This is a genomic window from Paraburkholderia sp. EG304 (assembly GCF_046543485.1).
Lineage (GTDB): Bacteria > Pseudomonadota > Gammaproteobacteria > Burkholderiales > Burkholderiaceae > Paraburkholderia > Paraburkholderia youngii.
The window spans coordinates 1-15812 of sequence record NZ_JBKGUA010000039.1; the positions used below are offsets into that span (position 1 = coordinate 1).

Annotated in this window: 17 protein-coding genes; 8 read left to right on the forward strand and 9 right to left on the reverse strand. The window is 64.9% G+C overall.

What is annotated here, in order from left to right; all coding sequences use genetic code 11:
- The first annotated feature begins 163 nt into the window (after positions 1-163).
- Entirely contained in the window at positions 164-850 is a 687-nt protein-coding gene (locus ACLFKU_RS31795) for a heavy metal response regulator transcription factor (protein WP_013091374.1), read from the forward strand.
- Positions 847-2343: a heavy metal sensor histidine kinase gene (locus ACLFKU_RS31800; protein WP_410851755.1), complete on the forward strand. Its 1497-nt coding sequence runs from the start codon at positions 847-849 to the stop codon at positions 2341-2343. Before ACLFKU_RS31795 ends, ACLFKU_RS31800 begins: the two co-directional genes overlap by 4 nt.
- On the opposite strand, the gene dinB is transcribed toward ACLFKU_RS31800, so the two are convergent.
- Entirely contained in the window at positions 2310-3476 is a 1167-nt protein-coding gene (gene dinB, locus ACLFKU_RS31805; protein ID WP_368585798.1) for a DNA polymerase IV, read from the reverse strand. The genes ACLFKU_RS31800 and dinB overlap by 34 nt on opposite strands.
- A gap of 277 nt (positions 3477-3753) precedes the next feature.
- Between dinB and ACLFKU_RS31810 the strand changes: the two genes are divergently transcribed.
- On the forward strand, positions 3754-5334 hold the full coding sequence (locus tag ACLFKU_RS31810) for an EAL domain-containing protein (protein WP_410851756.1): 1581 nt from the start codon (positions 3754-3756) through the stop codon (positions 5332-5334).
- Positions 5335-5366: 32 nt separating this feature from the next.
- Here the strand turns inward: ACLFKU_RS31810 and ACLFKU_RS31815 are convergent, their stop codons facing one another.
- From ACLFKU_RS31815 to ACLFKU_RS31825, 3 genes are all read right to left on the reverse strand, one after another.
- Positions 5367-5948, reverse strand: coding sequence for a YceI family protein (locus tag ACLFKU_RS31815; protein WP_368585796.1), 582 nt, complete (start codon positions 5946-5948; stop codon positions 5367-5369).
- Positions 5949-5996: 48 nt separating this feature from the next.
- Complete coding sequence (locus ACLFKU_RS31820; RefSeq protein WP_368585795.1) at positions 5997-6572, reverse strand: YceI family protein; 576 nt, start codon at positions 6570-6572, stop codon at positions 5997-5999.
- Positions 6573-6688: 116 nt separating this feature from the next.
- A complete protein-coding gene (locus ACLFKU_RS31825) occupies positions 6689-7252 on the reverse strand; it encodes a cytochrome b (protein ID WP_410851757.1) in 564 nt (187 codons plus the stop codon).
- A 262-nt stretch (positions 7253-7514) separates the two neighbouring features.
- Here ACLFKU_RS31825 and ACLFKU_RS31830 point away from each other — a divergent pair, with 262 nt between their 5' ends.
- Entirely contained in the window at positions 7515-8765 is a 1251-nt protein-coding gene (locus ACLFKU_RS31830; RefSeq protein WP_368585793.1) for an arsenic transporter, read from the forward strand.
- Here ACLFKU_RS31830 and ACLFKU_RS31835 read toward each other — a convergent pair.
- The gene (locus ACLFKU_RS31835) at positions 8754-9032 is read right to left on the reverse strand and encodes a hypothetical protein (RefSeq protein ID WP_368585792.1); all 279 of its coding nucleotides are present in this window, start codon (positions 9030-9032) and stop codon (positions 8754-8756) included. The two genes, ACLFKU_RS31830 and ACLFKU_RS31835, sit on opposite strands and share 12 nt — an antisense overlap.
- 336 nt (positions 9033-9368) lie before the next feature.
- Positions 9369-9704: a hypothetical protein gene (locus ACLFKU_RS31840; protein WP_410851758.1), complete on the reverse strand. Its 336-nt coding sequence runs from the start codon at positions 9702-9704 to the stop codon at positions 9369-9371.
- A gap of 247 nt (positions 9705-9951) precedes the next feature.
- Here ACLFKU_RS31840 and ACLFKU_RS31845 point away from each other — a divergent pair, with 247 nt between their 5' ends.
- From ACLFKU_RS31845 to ACLFKU_RS31855, 3 genes are read left to right on the forward strand one after another with little or no spacing between them, the layout of a single operon-like run.
- Positions 9952-10245 (forward strand): EF-hand domain-containing protein, encoded by a 294-nt coding sequence (locus tag ACLFKU_RS31845; protein ID WP_410851759.1) that lies wholly within the window; start codon positions 9952-9954, stop codon positions 10243-10245.
- A 23-nt stretch (positions 10246-10268) separates the two neighbouring features.
- Complete coding sequence (locus tag ACLFKU_RS31850) at positions 10269-10982, forward strand: response regulator (RefSeq protein ID WP_368585789.1); 714 nt, start codon at positions 10269-10271, stop codon at positions 10980-10982.
- The gene (locus tag ACLFKU_RS31855; protein ID WP_410851760.1) at positions 10979-12349 is read left to right on the forward strand and encodes an ATP-binding protein; all 1371 of its coding nucleotides are present in this window, start codon (positions 10979-10981) and stop codon (positions 12347-12349) included. The genes ACLFKU_RS31850 and ACLFKU_RS31855 overlap by 4 nt, the downstream gene beginning before the upstream one ends.
- Before the next feature lie 36 nt (positions 12350-12385).
- Here the strand turns inward: ACLFKU_RS31855 and ACLFKU_RS31860 are convergent, their stop codons facing one another.
- From ACLFKU_RS31860 to ACLFKU_RS31870, 3 genes are all read right to left on the reverse strand, one after another.
- Positions 12386-12652, reverse strand: a complete 267-nt coding sequence (locus ACLFKU_RS31860) for a hypothetical protein (RefSeq protein ID WP_368585787.1) — start codon at positions 12650-12652, stop codon at positions 12386-12388.
- 151 nt (positions 12653-12803) lie between these two features.
- Positions 12804-13130, reverse strand: a complete 327-nt coding sequence (locus ACLFKU_RS31865) for a transposase (protein WP_410851761.1) — start codon at positions 13128-13130, stop codon at positions 12804-12806.
- 139 nt (positions 13131-13269) lie between these two features.
- On the reverse strand, positions 13270-15102 hold the full coding sequence (locus tag ACLFKU_RS31870) for a sigma 54-interacting transcriptional regulator (RefSeq protein WP_410851762.1): 1833 nt from the start codon (positions 15100-15102) through the stop codon (positions 13270-13272).
- Positions 15103-15493: 391 nt separating this feature from the next.
- Between ACLFKU_RS31870 and ACLFKU_RS31875 the strand changes: the two genes are divergently transcribed.
- Positions 15494-15769, forward strand: a complete 276-nt coding sequence (locus ACLFKU_RS31875) for a phenol hydroxylase subunit (protein WP_368585784.1) — start codon at positions 15494-15496, stop codon at positions 15767-15769.
- Positions 15770-15812 lie beyond the last annotated feature (43 nt).

Consider the following 15812-nt stretch of genomic DNA (forward strand, 5'->3'; position numbering starts at 1 on the left):
CGGCCGGGTCTGTTTGCTCACTGGATTCTGGCGCAGAACGGTGGGCAATAGGAGCCGGATGAATTGAGAGATTCACGTCCGGTTCTGAGAGGGCCTGCGGGTGCGATTCCCGCGGGCTACTCACCTAATGCAAGGTTGACAGCCATTAGTGGCGAGGACGCAGATGAAATTGCTGATTGTTGAAGACGAGCACAAGGTAGTGGACTACCTGCGCTCCGGTTTGACAGAGCAGGGCTGGGTCGTCGACGTCGCGCTCGACGGCGAGGAGGGTACGCATCTGGCCACCGAATTCGATTACGACGTGATCGTCCTCGACGTGATGCTACCCAAGCGCGACGGCTTCAGCGTGCTGAAGGCGCTTCGCATGCGCAAGTCGACGCCGGTCATCATGCTGACCGCGCGCGACCACGTGAACGATCGCGTGCGCGGCCTGCGCGAAGGCGCCGACGACTACCTGACCAAACCGTTCTCGTTCCTCGAACTCGTCGAGCGCCTGCATGCGCTTGCGCGCCGCACGCGTTCGCAGGAGTCCACGCTGATTTCGGTCGGCGATCTGTTCGTCGATCTGATCGGACGCCGCGCGACCCGCGACGGCGTGCGCCTCGACCTGACCGCGAAAGAGTTTCAACTGCTCAGCGTGCTCGCGCGCCGCCAGGGCGACATTCTGTCGAAGACCGCGATCACCGAGCTCGTATGGGACGTCAATTTCGACAGCCACACGAACGTCGTCGAAACCGCGATCAAGCGGCTGCGCGCGAAACTCGACGGCCCGTTCCCGTCGAAGCTGCTGCACACGGTGCGTGGCATGGGCTACGTGCTCGAAGTGCGCGAAGAGGCCGAGTCATCATGAACCGCTCGATTGCCCGCCGCCTTGCGTCGATGTTCGCGCTGGTGGCGCTGTTCGTTTTTACGCTCGTCGGCAGCGGGCTCTTTCTGGTGCTGCGCTCGCAGCTCGAACATCATCTGCGCGAGTCGCTCGACGATCGCACGCAGATCGCGCGCATCATCGTCTCTCACGCGGTGACGCCGGAAAAATGGCGGATGGCCCGCGAAAAACTCGCCGACATGACGCCGCACGACAGCAGCACCATGTACTCGGTGACGAGCGCGGAGCCGAACTTCCACTTCGGCACCCCGGTGCAGGGGGCCGTCAGGAAGAGCTGGCCCGGCGGCTACGCGCGCATCGCGCCAGAGGGCGGCGGCCCCGACATGCTGACCTCGACGGTGATCCTGCCCGCCAATGGCGCGCGGCCTGCGGTGCAGTTGCAGGTCGCGGCGAGCTATTCGCCGAACCTGCGCACGATGCGCGTGTTCGGCTCGGCACTCGCGGCGCTGTCGGCGCTCGGCAGTCTCGCGGTGCTGCTGCTCAGCTACTCGGTTACGCGCATCGGCCTCGCGCCGCTCACGCGTCTGACGCGCGACGCATCCGCGGTCAGCCCGAACAACCGCTCGCAGCGGCTCAATACCGCGTCCTTGCCGCTCGAACTGAACGATCTCGCCAACTCGTTCAACGGCGCGCTCGAACGGCTCGACGGCGCCTACGGCCGCCTCGAATCGTTCAACGCGGACGTCGCGCACGAACTGCGCACGCCGGTGACGATCCTGATCGGCCAGACGGAGGTCGCGCTGACGCGCAACCGCTCGGTCGACGATCTGCGTCACACGCTGCAATCCAACCTCGAAGAATTCGAGCGGATGCGCGCGATCATCAACGACATGCTGTTCCTCGCGCGCGCCGACCAGGGCGAACGCGCGACCGGCCTGATCGAGGTGTCGCTCGCGGCGGAAGTCGCGCATACGCTGGAGTTTCTGGAGATTCCGCTCGAAGAGGCGCGCGTGCATGCGAAGTTGCAGGGCGATGCGTACGCGCGCGTGAACCGCTCGCTATTCGGCCGCGCGTGCGCGAACCTGCTGATGAACGCGATCCAGCACTGCGAGCCGGGCGCGACGATCAGCGTGACGATCGCGCGCGGCGAAGGTGCGATGCGCGACCAGGTGCGCGTCGTCGTGGCGAATCCGGGGCAGCCGATCGCGCCGGACGTCCTTGAACATCTGTTCGACCGTTTTTATCGCGCGGAAGTCTCGCGCACCAATAGCCGCGAAAACCACGGGCTCGGACTCGCGATCGTGAAGGCGATCGCCGAGATGCATCGTGGCACCGTATCCGCGCACAGCGCGAACGGCATCAACACGTTCTCGTTTTCGGTGGCGGCGTCTGTGATCTCCACGTCCGGCGATATACCGGCCGCGCGTGCGAACGCGAGCGCGAATGCCAATGCCAATGCGGCCGGCGTCGCCGCCGATACCGCCTACTCGTCGCTCGCGAAAGGCAAGTCGGCCTGAACCGGCAGGCGCGGCTTCAGCGCCTGTTCGCTGGCCGAGCTCAGCGTGCTGATGCGCACGCCCAATAGCCGCAGCTTGCGGTTCAACTGCACGCGTCGCAAACATTCGGTCGCGGCGCGGCGGATTTCGGTTGCGTCGGCGGTCGGTTCGTCGAGCGTCAGGTCGCGCGTGACGGTGCGGAAATCGTCGTAACGCAGCTTGATGCCGATCGTGCGGCCCACGTAGCCCTTACGCACCAGATCGTCGGCGACCCGCACGCACAGCCCCGTAAACGCGCTGGATAACGCCGGCCGATCGTGACGCGGATGCAGATCGCGCTCGAACGTGGTCTCGCGGCTGATCGACTTCGGCTCCGATTCGACCACCACCGGCCGCTCGTCGTGACCCTGCGCGACTTCCATCAGCCACGCGGAATAGCTGCGCCCGAAATTGTCCTGCAACAGCCCGGCGTCGGCGGCGGCCAGATCGCCGACCGTCGCGAGGCCGAGCGCGGTCAGCTTCTCCGCCGCCTTCGGGCCGATGCCGTTGACCTTGCGCACCGGCAGCGGCCACACGCGCAGCGGAATGTCGGCCGGCGTGAGGATCGTCAGGCCGTCGGGCTTGTCGAGTTCGGAGCCGATCTTCGCGAGCAGCTTGTTCGGCGCGACGCAGATCGAACAAGTGAGACCAGTGGCCTGATGAACGGCCTCCTTGATGCGCCGCCCGATGTCGGCCGCTTCGCCCGGCAGCTCGGTCAGGTCGATATAGATCTCGTCGATGCCGCGATCCTCGATACGGTCCGTGAACGTCCGGACGGCCGCCTTGAAGAGGCGCGAGTAGTGGCGATACGAATCGAAGTCGGTCGGCAGCAGGATCGCGTCGGGCGCGAGCGCGGCGGCCTTCATCATGCCCATCGCCGAAAACACGCCGAGCGCGCGCGCCTCGTACGTCGAGGTGGTGACGACGCCGCGGCCCGCGTAATCGCGCAGCTTCGCGAAGCGCTTGCTGCCGTCTTCGAGCAGTTGCGGCGCGCTGTTGCGGCCGCCGCCGATCACCACCGCGCGGCCGCGCAGTTCCGGATAGCGCAGCAGTTCGACGGACGCGTAAAACGCGTCCATATCGAGGTGCGCGATGCGGCGGGATGGCGAATTCATGGGAATCGAAGCGGGCGATGGTAATGAACGAAAGCGGTGACGGCGCGCGTCGCGACGCCGCCAGGCCGTAATGGTACCTTGCCGGGCGCGCCACTGGTCGGGCTCGCCGCGGCTGGCCGCATGTGTGGCATTCAACGCAATGTTGAAAAAGCGGCTCCAGTAACTATTCTTCACACTGAAATCCGCAGGTTGCGTGGCGGGTCCACGCGGGTCCGCGACCGCTGCAGCCGATTTCGCCGCGACCGTTCACCACCGGGCTCGACAGATGATCAAGCGCATGTCGCTGATTTCGGCGTATATCGCACTCGGCTGCGCCGCAACGGTGCTGCCGGTCCTGATCAGCATCTATATCGCGAACGAAGACGTCGGCCGCCGCGAGCAGAGAGACTTGAACCTTTACGCGGAAAAGGCCGTGATGCGCACGGAACTGGTCACGTATCAGGGCTTTGCCGCGATCGCGGACCTGCAGGCCGAGCACGCCGAGCCGTGCTCGCCGGAATATCTGAGACGGGCTGCCCACGTGATCTTCAACTACCGCTACGTGCGGGACGCGGGCGCGTACGGCGACGGGCGCTATCTTTGCTCGCCGTTATTGGGCGACGTTCGCGCGCAGAATGTCGAACTGCCGCCGCCGCGCTGGCGCAGCAACGACGGCTACCTGATCTGGTTTCAGCAAAAGAATCCGCTCAGCGACTTGCGCGAGGATATCCAGATCGGGCGCAACGGCGAGTACGTGTCGATCGATCCGCAGTCATATGTCGATGTGATGGACCCAGCGGGACGGCCAATCGCTACGATCAACACGGAGATAAATTCGATCGTTGCACTGTCGACCGGCGCGGACCCCGACGAGATGCTGCATGCATGGAAGCAGGCGGGGCGCGTCGATAGCGATGAATGGAACTACGCGGTGGCACGCTCGGAGACTCGCGCTCTCGGTGTCGTCGTCAAAGGCCGGCGCACCAGCCTGCTCAGGGACTGGCCCGGCCTGCTGGCGACGTGGCTATCGATCGGCGTCGCGATGGGCGCCGCGTTCGGCTGGTTCGCATTCAAACGGATCTCGCGGCAGGTGTCGTTAGAGGCCTCGCTCGAATGGGCGATCTCGCAGAAAACCATCGACGTCGTCTATCAGCCGATCATGAATCTCGCGACCAGTGAATGCGTCGGCGTCGAAGCGCTGGCCAGATGGAATCTGAACGGACGCGATATCTCGCCGAATATCTTCGTTGCATTGGCCGAACAGCACGGCCTGATCCAGTCGCTGACCGACCTCGTGTTCGATGAAGCGCTGCAGGATCTGACAGAGCTATTGCGTTCGCGGCCGTCGTTCTACGTGTCGATCAACGTCAGCGGCGAGGATCTGCGCACGCCGCGCTTTCTGAACCTGATCAACGCGAGGCTCGCCGGAACCGGCCTGCGTCCCGCGCAAATCAGGATCGAAGCGACCGAGCGCAGTTTTCTGAACGCCGATGTGACCCGGCAGACGATTGCGGCCTTCCGAAGCGCCGGCCACCCGGTCTATATCGACGATTTCGGCACCGGCTATTCGAGCCTCGCCTATTTGCAAACCTTCATGATCGACGTGCTGAAGATCGACAAATCGTTCGTCGACACGATCGCCCAGGACGCGGCGTCGAGCATCGTCGCGCCGCATATCATCGAGATGGCGCACGAATTGGGGGTGGAAATCGTCGCGGAGGGGGTCGAGCGCAGCGAGCAGGTCGAGTATCTGGTGCGCCGGGGCGTTCAGTACGGGCAGGGGTGGCTGTTCGCGAAGGCGATGCGGCGCGAGGAACTGCTCGCGTGGCTCGAGGCGCGCCGCGCGTCGCACGCGCCGGCGCAGCCCGCGATCCAGTAGTTCGGCGCCCGGCCGGGCCGGGCGCGATGCGCTTACTGCTTGATGCCTTCGGCCTGGATATGCAGCGTGGTCTTCATGTTGAAGCCGTACGCCTTGCCGAAGTCGATGCCGAAATCGTCGCGATTGAACGTCGCGACCGATTCGGTGCCGCACACTTCGCGCTTGAGCATCGGGTGCTGGATGCACTTGAACGATTCGATCTTCAGGTTGACCGGCTTGGTGACGCCGTGCAGCGTCAGCGTGCCGATCACTTCGACCGGCTTGTCGCCGTCGAAGCGGATCTGCGTGCCCTTGTAGGTCGCGGTCGGGAACTTCGCGGTGTCGAAGAACTTGTCGCCGACCAGCTCCTCGTTGAGCTTGTCGTTGCCGATGCCGACCGAGCTCAGATCGATCGTCGCCTCGACCGTGCCGGTCTTCGCCGCGCGATCGAGCACGACGGTGCCGTTGGCTTTCTGGAACTTGCCGCGCCAGATCGACAGGCCGCCGAAGTGGTCGGTCTCGAAGCTCGGCGACGTGTGCGTCGGATCGAGCAGATAGGTCTCGGCGGCAGCCATCGCGTTGAACGAGCATGCGGCGGCGAGCGCGCCGGCGGCGAGCAGGAGGGATTTCTTCAAGTTGGACTCCAGGGGTCTAAAGGTAATGCGGTGCTGCTGTGTTGAACGTTATTTCTTTGCCGCGACCAGGTGAAATTTGATGACGACTTCGTCGGCGACCACCGACGTGTCCTTCCATTCGCCGGTGCCGACGTCGAACTGCGTGCGCTTGATCGGCAGCGAGCCGTCGAAGGTTTGCGTGGCGCCCTGGCTCGCGATCACGACCGGCACGACGACCGTTTGCGATTTGCCCTTGATGGTCAGCTTGCCGGTCACCTTGTACTGATTGCCGCCGGCCGGCGCGATCGAGCTCGACACGAAGGTCGCGCTCGGGAACGCGCCGCTGTCGAACCATTCCTTGCCTTGCGCCTGCTTGTTGTAGTCGTCGGCGCCGAGGTCGTAGCTTCCGGTGTCGATCGACACGTTGGCGCTGCCCGCGGCCGGCTTCGCCGGATCGAAGTTCAGCTGCGCGGAGAACTTCCTGAACTTGCCGTCGACCGGCACGTTCATCTGTTTGGTCGTCGCGATGACGCTGCTTTTCGCGAGGTCGACGTCGGCGTGCGCGAGGTTCGCGCCGATGAGCGCAAGCGCCGCGAAAGAAGCGAGCGCCGCGCGATGAGCGGAGAGATAAAAGGGTGTCTTCATGATGGTACGCATCCTATCCGAGCTTCGCGGCCTGATTGCACACCGCGAGGAATTTGATTGCCAACCAGTCGTAACCAATCGACAGGCGTTATGCCTTTCTTCAAGCTGTCATGTCGTTATGCATGGGGCTTCAGAAACGGCACCATGCGCGCGAGCAAGCCGTCGCGATCGACGAACTGATGCTTGAGCGCCGCGAGCACATGCATCAGCACGAGCGCGAGCAGCGTGTAATTGAGCAGCACGTGCACGGTGCGCAGCGTGGCCTTCAGCGCCTGATCGGGACCGATGATGGTCGGCAGCGGCACGATGCCCAGATACACGACCTGAATGCCGGCCGCCGAGCTGTAGAAGTAGCCGGACAGCGGAATCGCGAGCATCAGCAGATACAGCAGGCCGTGCACCAGATGCGCGGCGGCCCTCTGCCATGCGGGCGTCGCGGCATCGAGCGCGGGCGCGCGGTGCGTCGCGCGCCACAGCACGCGCAGCAGCGCGAGCGCGAACACGGTCACGCCGATCCATTTGTGCCACGAGAAGTATTTGAGCTTCGTCGGCGTGAAGCCTGGGATATCCGTCATGATCCAGCCGATGTAGAAGCCGCCGATCATCAGCGCGGCAATCAGCCAGTGCAGCGCGATTGCGGCGCCGTGGTAGCGCGTGGGAGCGTGAGCGTGTGTTCGCATCGTGGTTTGTCTGTTGCTGGCGAGTAGCCGTGTGGGAATGCGGATGGTAGGGAGGTCAATAGAAACTGAATAGGGGGTGCGCGGGAACAGATTGTTTCCTCGTTGATGTTAATTGTGTTGAAAGACATGCGCGTGGCAACGCACGCCGGCTGCTATGGTCCGGTTGCTGCGACAACCGCTGTGGTAACTTGTTGCGCCGAAATAACAAGGTTGCGCGTGCTTTGCGCGGCCATCGACCCAACCCATTGTCAGGGCTCAAGCTGTGAATCCTGTTTTTCTTTCCTGGGGCATTGCCGTGCTCGCCACCGCCGGGGTGATCACCCGGCCGTTCAAATGGCCCGAAGCCGTGTGGGCCGTCGCCGGCGCGGTGCTGCTCGTCGTGCTCGGCCTGTTGCCCTTGCATCTCGCGATCGAAGCGATCGGCAAGGGCACCGACGTCTATCTGTTCCTGATCGGCATGATGCTGCTCTCAGAAGTTGGCCGCCGCGAAGGGCTGTTCGACTGGGTCGCGGTGCTCGCGGTCAATCATGCGCGCAGTTCGCCGCGCAAGCTGTTCGTGCTCGTGTATCTGTTCGGCGTGGTGATCACCGCGTTTCTTTCCAACGACGCCACCGCCGTCGTGCTGACGCCCGCCGTGTTCGCGGCGGCGAAGAAAGCGAAGACGCCGCCGCTGCCGCTGCTGTTCGTCTGCGCGTTCGTCGCCAATGCGGCGAGCTTCGTGCTGCCGATTTCGAATCCGGCCAACATCGTGCTGTACGGCAATCACACGCCGCCGCTGGGACCGTGGATGCTGCGCTTCGCGCTGCCGTCGGTGCTGTCGATCGGCGCGACCTTCGTGATGCTGCGCTGGACGCAACGCGACGCGCTCGCTGGCGTCTGCGAGGCGAATCTCGACGCGGTCGAGCTGTCGGCAAGCGGCAAGGTCGCCCTCGCGGGCATCGCGGTGACGGCCGGCGCGCTGCTGACGGTCTCCGCGTACGACATCCAGCTCGGCATGCCCACCGCGATCCTCGGCACGCTGACCGCGCTCGTCGTGCTGATCAAGGAGCGCAAATCACCGCTGCCGATGATCCGCGAAATTTCGTGGAACGTGTTGCCGCTCGTCGCCGGGCTGTTCGTGCTGGTCGAGATGCTCGATCACACCGGCGTGATCAGCACGTTCGCGGGTGCGCTGCGGCGCGCGACCGAACACAACGAAATGGAAGCGGCCGCGTGGGCCGGCACGAGCATCGCGGCGCTCAGCAATCTGATCAACAACCTGCCGTCCGGACTGATCGCGAGTTCGACCGTGATGCAGGCGCAGAGCCCGGAACGGGTGATCGACGCGTTCCTGATCGGCGTCGACCTCGGCCCGAACCTGTCGATCAGCGGCTCGCTCGCGACCATCCTGTGGCTCAACGCGATTCGCCGCGAAGGCGAAGACGTCGGCTTCATGAAGTTCCTGAAGGTCGGCGTGCTGGTGATGGTGCCCGCGCTCGTGCTGGCGCTTGGGGCACGGATTCTAACGGGCTGACGGGACGCCGGACCGGCCCTCGATCCGCGGGCTCGCGCGGGAGCCAACGCGTGTCGCGCCGGCGAGCTGGTCCAGTTGCGCGCCGACCGAGCGCAGCCTCGCTTCGAGGTGAGCGACGCGCTGACGTTGCGCGGGCACCATCGACGACCGGTTCAACGCATGCAGCCGGCGATGCCAGTACGACAGCGGAAAGCGGTCGCGCGCTGAAAGCGCATTGAAAACGACTTCGAGGTGGGCAATTTCCCTGTCGATATCTTGGTAACTCATCGCAAAGGTCCAGGAAAAGATTGGGGATAGAGGCGCGCGAACCTAAAAAGGGAGCAAGCTCCGTTCCATCCCGCCTTAATCTAGTCAAAATCAGCCGTGACGGCGCGAAGCGGCAGATCGGGCGCGCGCCTCGCGCGCTGCGCGATGGTAAGAAGCGGCAAACTCCATGCAAGCTTTACGCGCGACGCCCCACGCGCCGCGGCGGCGCTCTACCTTTCAACCAGACAACGGGAATTCACCAGGCGTGTGCGCCAGGCGCGTGTCCTATGCTGAGTCAACGGCGTGGCCCGGCCGTGGGCGATCGGAACCGCCCGCGCGAGGACCCTGAACGCATTTTCAATGCGGCACGATCACCAGCGGTTGCGCATAGCTGACCGTCGGTGCGGGCACCACCGCATAGTTGGGCGCGGGCGGCACGACCGCAGCGGCGGCTGAGGAGTTCGCCGGTTGTACGGGCGGCGCCGCGACGATGGTCGCGGCCGCCACCGGAACGGCGACAGGCGGCGCCGACACGTACACGGGATTGATCGGCACCGGGTAGTAGACCGGCCGCGGCGGCGGCGCGTAGACCACGGCGGCGGGCAGATACACGACGACTCTCGCGTAGGCAGCGGAAGAACAGGCGAGACCGATGGCGGTGAAAGTCGAGGCACAGGCGAGGCGGATACTCATTTGGGACTCCTGATGCGGGAAAGCCGACGGACGGCAGACGGAACGATACGCAGCAGGCCCGCGAAACGAAACCGCAAACTCATTTCATTCGATGTCACGCTGCACCGGCACCCGGCGCCGTGACATGATTCGACATGATTCTTGAATTGCGATCGCGTGGCGTCTGACCAAGAATTCGGCCTGTCATCGAAACGGATCGCGGCACCCAGCCAGGCGACGGTCGATGTTCCAACCGAAGGAGTCAGTCATGAAGAAGTTGCTCGCCACCGTGCTGCTGTGCTGCGCGTCCACCGTCACGTTCGCTCAGGCCGCCGCGCCGCAAGGTATCACCCCGCAGCGCGTGGAGCGCATGGAGCAGCAGTTGCAGATGCGCTTTTCAACCGCGAACACCACCCACGACGGCAAGCTGACCCGCGACCAGGCGGCGGCTGGCATGCCGATGCTCGCGCGTCATTTCGATGAGATCGACACGCAGAAGGCCGGCTACATCACGCTGCCGCAGATCGAGGCGTTCATGCAGGAACGCGGCGCCGCACACTGAGCGGCTCGGACAGGAGCATTCGAATGGAACGCCCCGCCAGGATCATCGTGCTCGACGACGAAGCCGAGCTGCGCAACATGCTGCTGCGCTTCCTGCGCGGTCACGGTTTCGACGTGCGCGCGGCCGAAGACGGCAAGCGTCTGAACCGCTACCTGGAGCGCGAGCCGTTCGATCTGCTGATCCTCGATCTGATGATCGGCGAAGAGGACGGCCTCGAGATCTGCGCGAAGCTGCGCGCGCAAGGGCAGACCTTGCCGATCCTGATGCTGACCGCGAAGGGCGATCCGCTCGATCGCGTGACCGGCCTCGAAACCGGCGCCGACGACTACCTCGCGAAACCGTTCCTGCCGCGCGAGCTGGTGGCGCGAATCAACGCGCTGCTGCGCCGCCAGAAGATGGCCGCCGGCGACGTCACGGTGACCTCGCAGCGCGTGCGTTTCGGCGACTTCACGCTCGACGTCGGCAAGCAGGAGCTATCGCGCGCGGGTGAGCCGCTCGAGATTCATTCCGCGCAGATGCTGCTGCTGGTCGCGCTCGCGTCGTCGCCGAATCGCGCGGTGAGCCGCGACAATCTGCTCGCGCGAGCGCGAGGGCGCGACCATGACGCGCTCGATCGCAGCATCGACGTGCAGGTGCTGCGGCTGAGGCAGATCGTCGAGGACGACCCGTCGAAGCCGCGTTTCATTCGTACCGTCTGGGGCGTCGGCTATATGCTCGTCGCCGATGTCGAATCATGATGCGCTCACTGTCACGCAGGCTGCTGCCGCGCACGCTGCTCGCGCGCAACATCGCGCTGTTGATCGCGCTCGTGATGCTGAGCCAGATCTGCTCGATCGTCGTGCTGCTGCATTACGTGCAGCGGCCGCGCGTCGAGCGCGCGGCGGCCGTGTTCGCGACCTACGTGACGACGCTCGACAACCTGCTCGCGGCCACTCCGCCCGCCTCGCGCGCGGCGCTGACCGCGCGTCTCGACGCGCGCGAGCAGTTGCCGCCCGAAGCGACCGACACACCGCCGCACGATCTGTTGCACGCGTATCGCACCTATCAGCGCGGCGTGTTCATCGATAGCCTGCAGAAGCACCTGCCCGCGGATATGCCCGCACGCTGGCAGACCGAGGGCGCTCAGCGGCTGTGGATTCGCATGCATGGATCGCTTGCCGGCGCCGGCAACGCGGCGGGTTTGGCGAGCGCGCCGTACTGGATTGCGCTGCCGGTTCCCGAGGACGCGCAGGGCAGCGGCCTCGAAGCGGCGATCTTTCTGTCGTTGGGTCTCGGCGTGCTCGCCGCGCTCGCCGGCTACGCGATCCAGTTGCATCTGAATGAACCCTTGCACGAGCTCACGCAAGCAGCGCGGCGCGTAAGCGCCGGCGATCTGCCCGCGCCGCTGCCGACCGACGGCCCCGCAGAAATCGCCGCCGTGGGCAGCGCTTTCAATCAGATGACGCGCGCGTTACAGGACGCCGAAGCGACGCGCGCGTTGATGCTCGCGGGCATCTCGCACGACATCCGTACGCCGTTGACGAAGCTGCGCCTGTCGATGGCGATGGCGATGCCGCAGGGGGCCGACAGCAGCTTCGTGATCGCCGCCGAATCGTATCTGGATCAGATCGAGACGATCCTGCAGCAGTTCATGGACTACGCGGGCAGCGGCGAGCGCGAGGAAGCGCAGCCCGGCGATCTGAATGCGCTGATCGAACGGCTCGCGGGCGACTTCGCTGGGCTCGGGCACGAGTTCGAACTGACGCTGGGCAGTTTGCCGGCGGTTCCCTATCGGCCGATCAGCATGATGCGGCTGCTGATGAACCTGATGCAGAACGCGATCGTCTATGGCGGCAGCGGGCTTGCGGTGCGCACGTGGGCGACGCAGGACGCGGTGACGGTCGCGGTCGCCGATCGCGGCAAGGGTTTGACGGCAGAGGAACTGGAAAAGCTGAAGGCGCCGTTCCAGCGCGGCCGCAATGCGCGTGCGCACAGCGGCGGCACGGGGCTGGGGCTGTCGATCGTCGAGCGGATCGCACGGCTGCACGGCGGCGGCCTGCAGTTTCATCCGCGCGAAGGGGGCGGCCTCGAAGTGTGGGTCGTATTGCCGGTCAAGACGGCATAACCGCGCAACGGAGGGAGGGTGCGGTGTTGTTGCCGCTCACTCGCGATCAAGCCACGCGTCGAGCCCAACGCGAAACGCGACGCCCGCGATCACCGGCACGGTCAGCATCAGGATGATGCCGAAGTTCGGGATCTCGTCGCCGTACATGATCGGGTTGTACAGCACGACGCCCGACACGATCGCGAACATCGCCACGCCAATGGCGACCATCAGGAGATTGCGCACGGACAGGGACAGCGTTTTCCGCTTCGGCTTGTTGTTCGTGTCGTGAGCGCCGGGTGCTTCGTCGTGTTGGGCAGGCATGATGGTTCTCGTGGCAAAAGATGCGGCATCGGAAGCGGCCGCGGTGGATACCGCGCCCGGCATCATACCCGCGCGCACGGCTGATGCAGTTGGCCGCGCCGTCGCGGGTACCCATCCTTACCCACAATATATGCCATTCCAGGCCACGATTTCAGGCGTCGGCTTGCGGCCCCGCCGAAGGCGCCGCGTGCGCGCACGATGCCGATGCGAGCGCGCAAGCGCTCAGGCCGAGCTCGTCGAGAATCGCGCTCATCAAGCCGGTGCGGCGCCATTGCAGCCACCTGATGTAGCACGTCTGCGACGGCGGAAACGTGCCGGGCAGCCGATGCCATTTCTCGTTGCGCGTGACGATCCACAGAATCGCGTCCAGAATCTCGCGCGGAGGACGCGCGGGCCGGCCCAAACGTTTCTTCGGGTCCTGCTGGAACAGATGACTGATGCGCGCCCACGCGTCATCGGAAAGAGGAAGATCTAACATGCCGCCAACGCCTAACTGACCGGTTCCCGGCGATCTTACGGTTTGGGCGGTTCCTTCTAATTCCGGATTTACGCGTGGTTTGGCCCGCTGAACCGCCAATTGCTTCGCCTCCGATGATGCTAGCGTTGCCTTCGGCGGCCTACACCCGCAGCCCGCGACTCTTCAGCCGATAAACCAGCTGCGGCCGCGTAATCCCCAGCGTGCGCGCGGCCGCCGACAGATTGCCCTGCGCGCGCTGCACCGCGCTTTTCAGCAGCGCGGTTTCGATATCGTCGAGCGAGGTCGGATCGATGTCGCCGCTCGCGCCCAGCAGTAGATCGTTCACTTTTCTGACCACGCGTTCCGCTTCGCCGCTGCCGCCCGCCTGCTGATCGAGCAGCGAGCCCGACGGCATCAGCGAGCCGTTGGTGCCGAGGCCGAACATCTGCGCGTCGATGGTTTCGCCGCTCGTGAACAGGTGGCCGATGTCGATCGCCCCGCCGTCCGGCGCGAGAATCACGCCGCGCTCGACCAGGTTCTCCATCTCGCGGATATTGCCCGGCCAGCCGTAGCTCAATAGCGCATCGAGCGCGCGGCCGGTGAAGCCGGTCACGTCGCGCCCGTGACGTTCGCGGAATTTGTGCAGCATGTGATTGAGCAGCACCGGCAAGTCCTCGCGCCGCTCGCGCAGCGACGGCACGCGAATCGGAAACACGTTGAGCCTGAAATACAGATCTTCCCTGAAGCGTCCGGCGCGAATCTCGTCCTTCAGGTCGAGGTTCGTCGCCGCGATCACACGCACGTTGACGCGGCGCGTCTGCGTATCGCCGACCCGTTCGATCTCGCCTTCCTGCAACGCGCGCAGCAGCTTGCCCTGCGCGGTCAGGCTCAGAATGCCGATCTCGTCGAGAAACAGCGTGCCGCCGTCGGCACGTTCGAAGCGGCCCGGCCGGCTGTGTGTCGCATCGGTAAAGCCGCCGCGCTCGACGCCGAACAGCTCCGACTCGACCAGCGCCTCCGGGATCGCCGCGCAATTGACCGCGACGAACGGACCGTCGCTGCATGCGCTGATCCGATGCAGCGTGCGCGCGCATACCTCCTTGCCGACGCCGCTCTCGCCGAGAAACAGCACGGTCGCGCGCGTGCTCGCGACGCGCCGGATCATATGGCAGACGGCATTGAAACCGGGCGACGCACCGACCATGTTGTCGTCGCCGAATGCGGTCGGCGTGGGCGGCGGGGTGCCGCCGAGCAGGGCGACGGCTGGGGCGTGCCTGGCCTCACGTTTGACCGCCGCGGCCGACAGCCCCTGCGTGAAGGACTGCGCCTGCATGAAGCGCAGATCGTCGGCGGCTTCGTCGCCCCATTCCTCGACCGGCTTGCCGACGATCCGGCATTGCGATTGCCCGAGCGCGCGGCACTCGACCTCGCGATAGATGACCGGGCGTCCAATGAACACGCTCGTATAGCCCGACGCATAACCGATCTGCGTCCAGCACACGGGCTCCGCACCGATTCCGTAGATACGGATGTGCTCCTCGTCTTCCGCGCAGTTCTTCCAGATGAACTCGCCGTAGTACTGGCCTTTCTCGACGTCGATTTCGAGCCGCACCGGCTCGACCACGGTCATGCCTTCGAGCATGTGCAATTGCGGGCCGACCGCGAACATTTCGGTAATCGAACTATCCGGACGCGCCTTGCGCGCGAGTTCGGCGTCGCGTGCACCCGAGTTGTAGCCCATGCGCGTGAGCAGGCCGCGCGCCGCGTCGATACCGAGACTGTCGATCAGCTCGCGACGCATCACGCCGACCGAGCCCGTGTGCACGAGCAGCATGCGCTGATCGCCGAGCCAGATGCGCCCGTCGCCGGGCGCGAAGTGCAGCCGGGACATCAGGTCCGCGATGTCTGGATAGCGCAGGCTGTCCACACAGTCGCCCTTGGGCGAGACCATCGACATGCGCGGGCTCGCCGCGGGCTTGCTTCGGGTGGCCATCTGAATTCGTCTCCAACTGCTTGTCTATGTGGATTGCCGGCAAATGCCGGCCGTCAGTATGCAATGCCACGCGCGGTGCTGTATCGCGAATCGCGCGACGAGCGCCTCCGGGTGTTCCCTGATAACGAATTGATCGGTTACGCAACGCGTGCAAGCGGCCGTTTCGATCATTTGATCGAGCCCGCGCCCGCGCGCGTTTCGCCGCGCCTGCGCCGCGCGAATCGCCGCTCTATGTTTGGGCATTGATTCACAAGGGATTGTGCGCCTTTCGCCGCACGGAGCGCGGTCTTTCCGGGTTCGTTGGCATAGCAGTTGCGTTAATAGGCGCGCTGCCGCCGATTTGAACCAAAACGTGCAGTGACGGATAACGCAAAACCATCTGGAGACACTGATGCCCTCGCATACACCCCACGCCGAACCGGTCTCGCGACCCTTCGACGTCACGCGGCGCTATGTCCGCGTGCGCGAGCAGCGCGACGACGGTTTCGTCGAGTTCGATTTTTCGATTGGCGATCCTGGCCTGAGCGTCGAGCTCGTGATGAGCGCTCACGACTTCGCGTCTTTTTGCGCGAATCATCGCGTGTGCCAATTGAGCGACGACGAAGCCGCGGCGCTCGATCTCGAACAACTGAAGTGGCGCTACGGCGAGCCGGGTGTCAGCGAATGAAGCGCGCATGACCGTCGAAGGCCCCGCATAACAGACAAGGAGA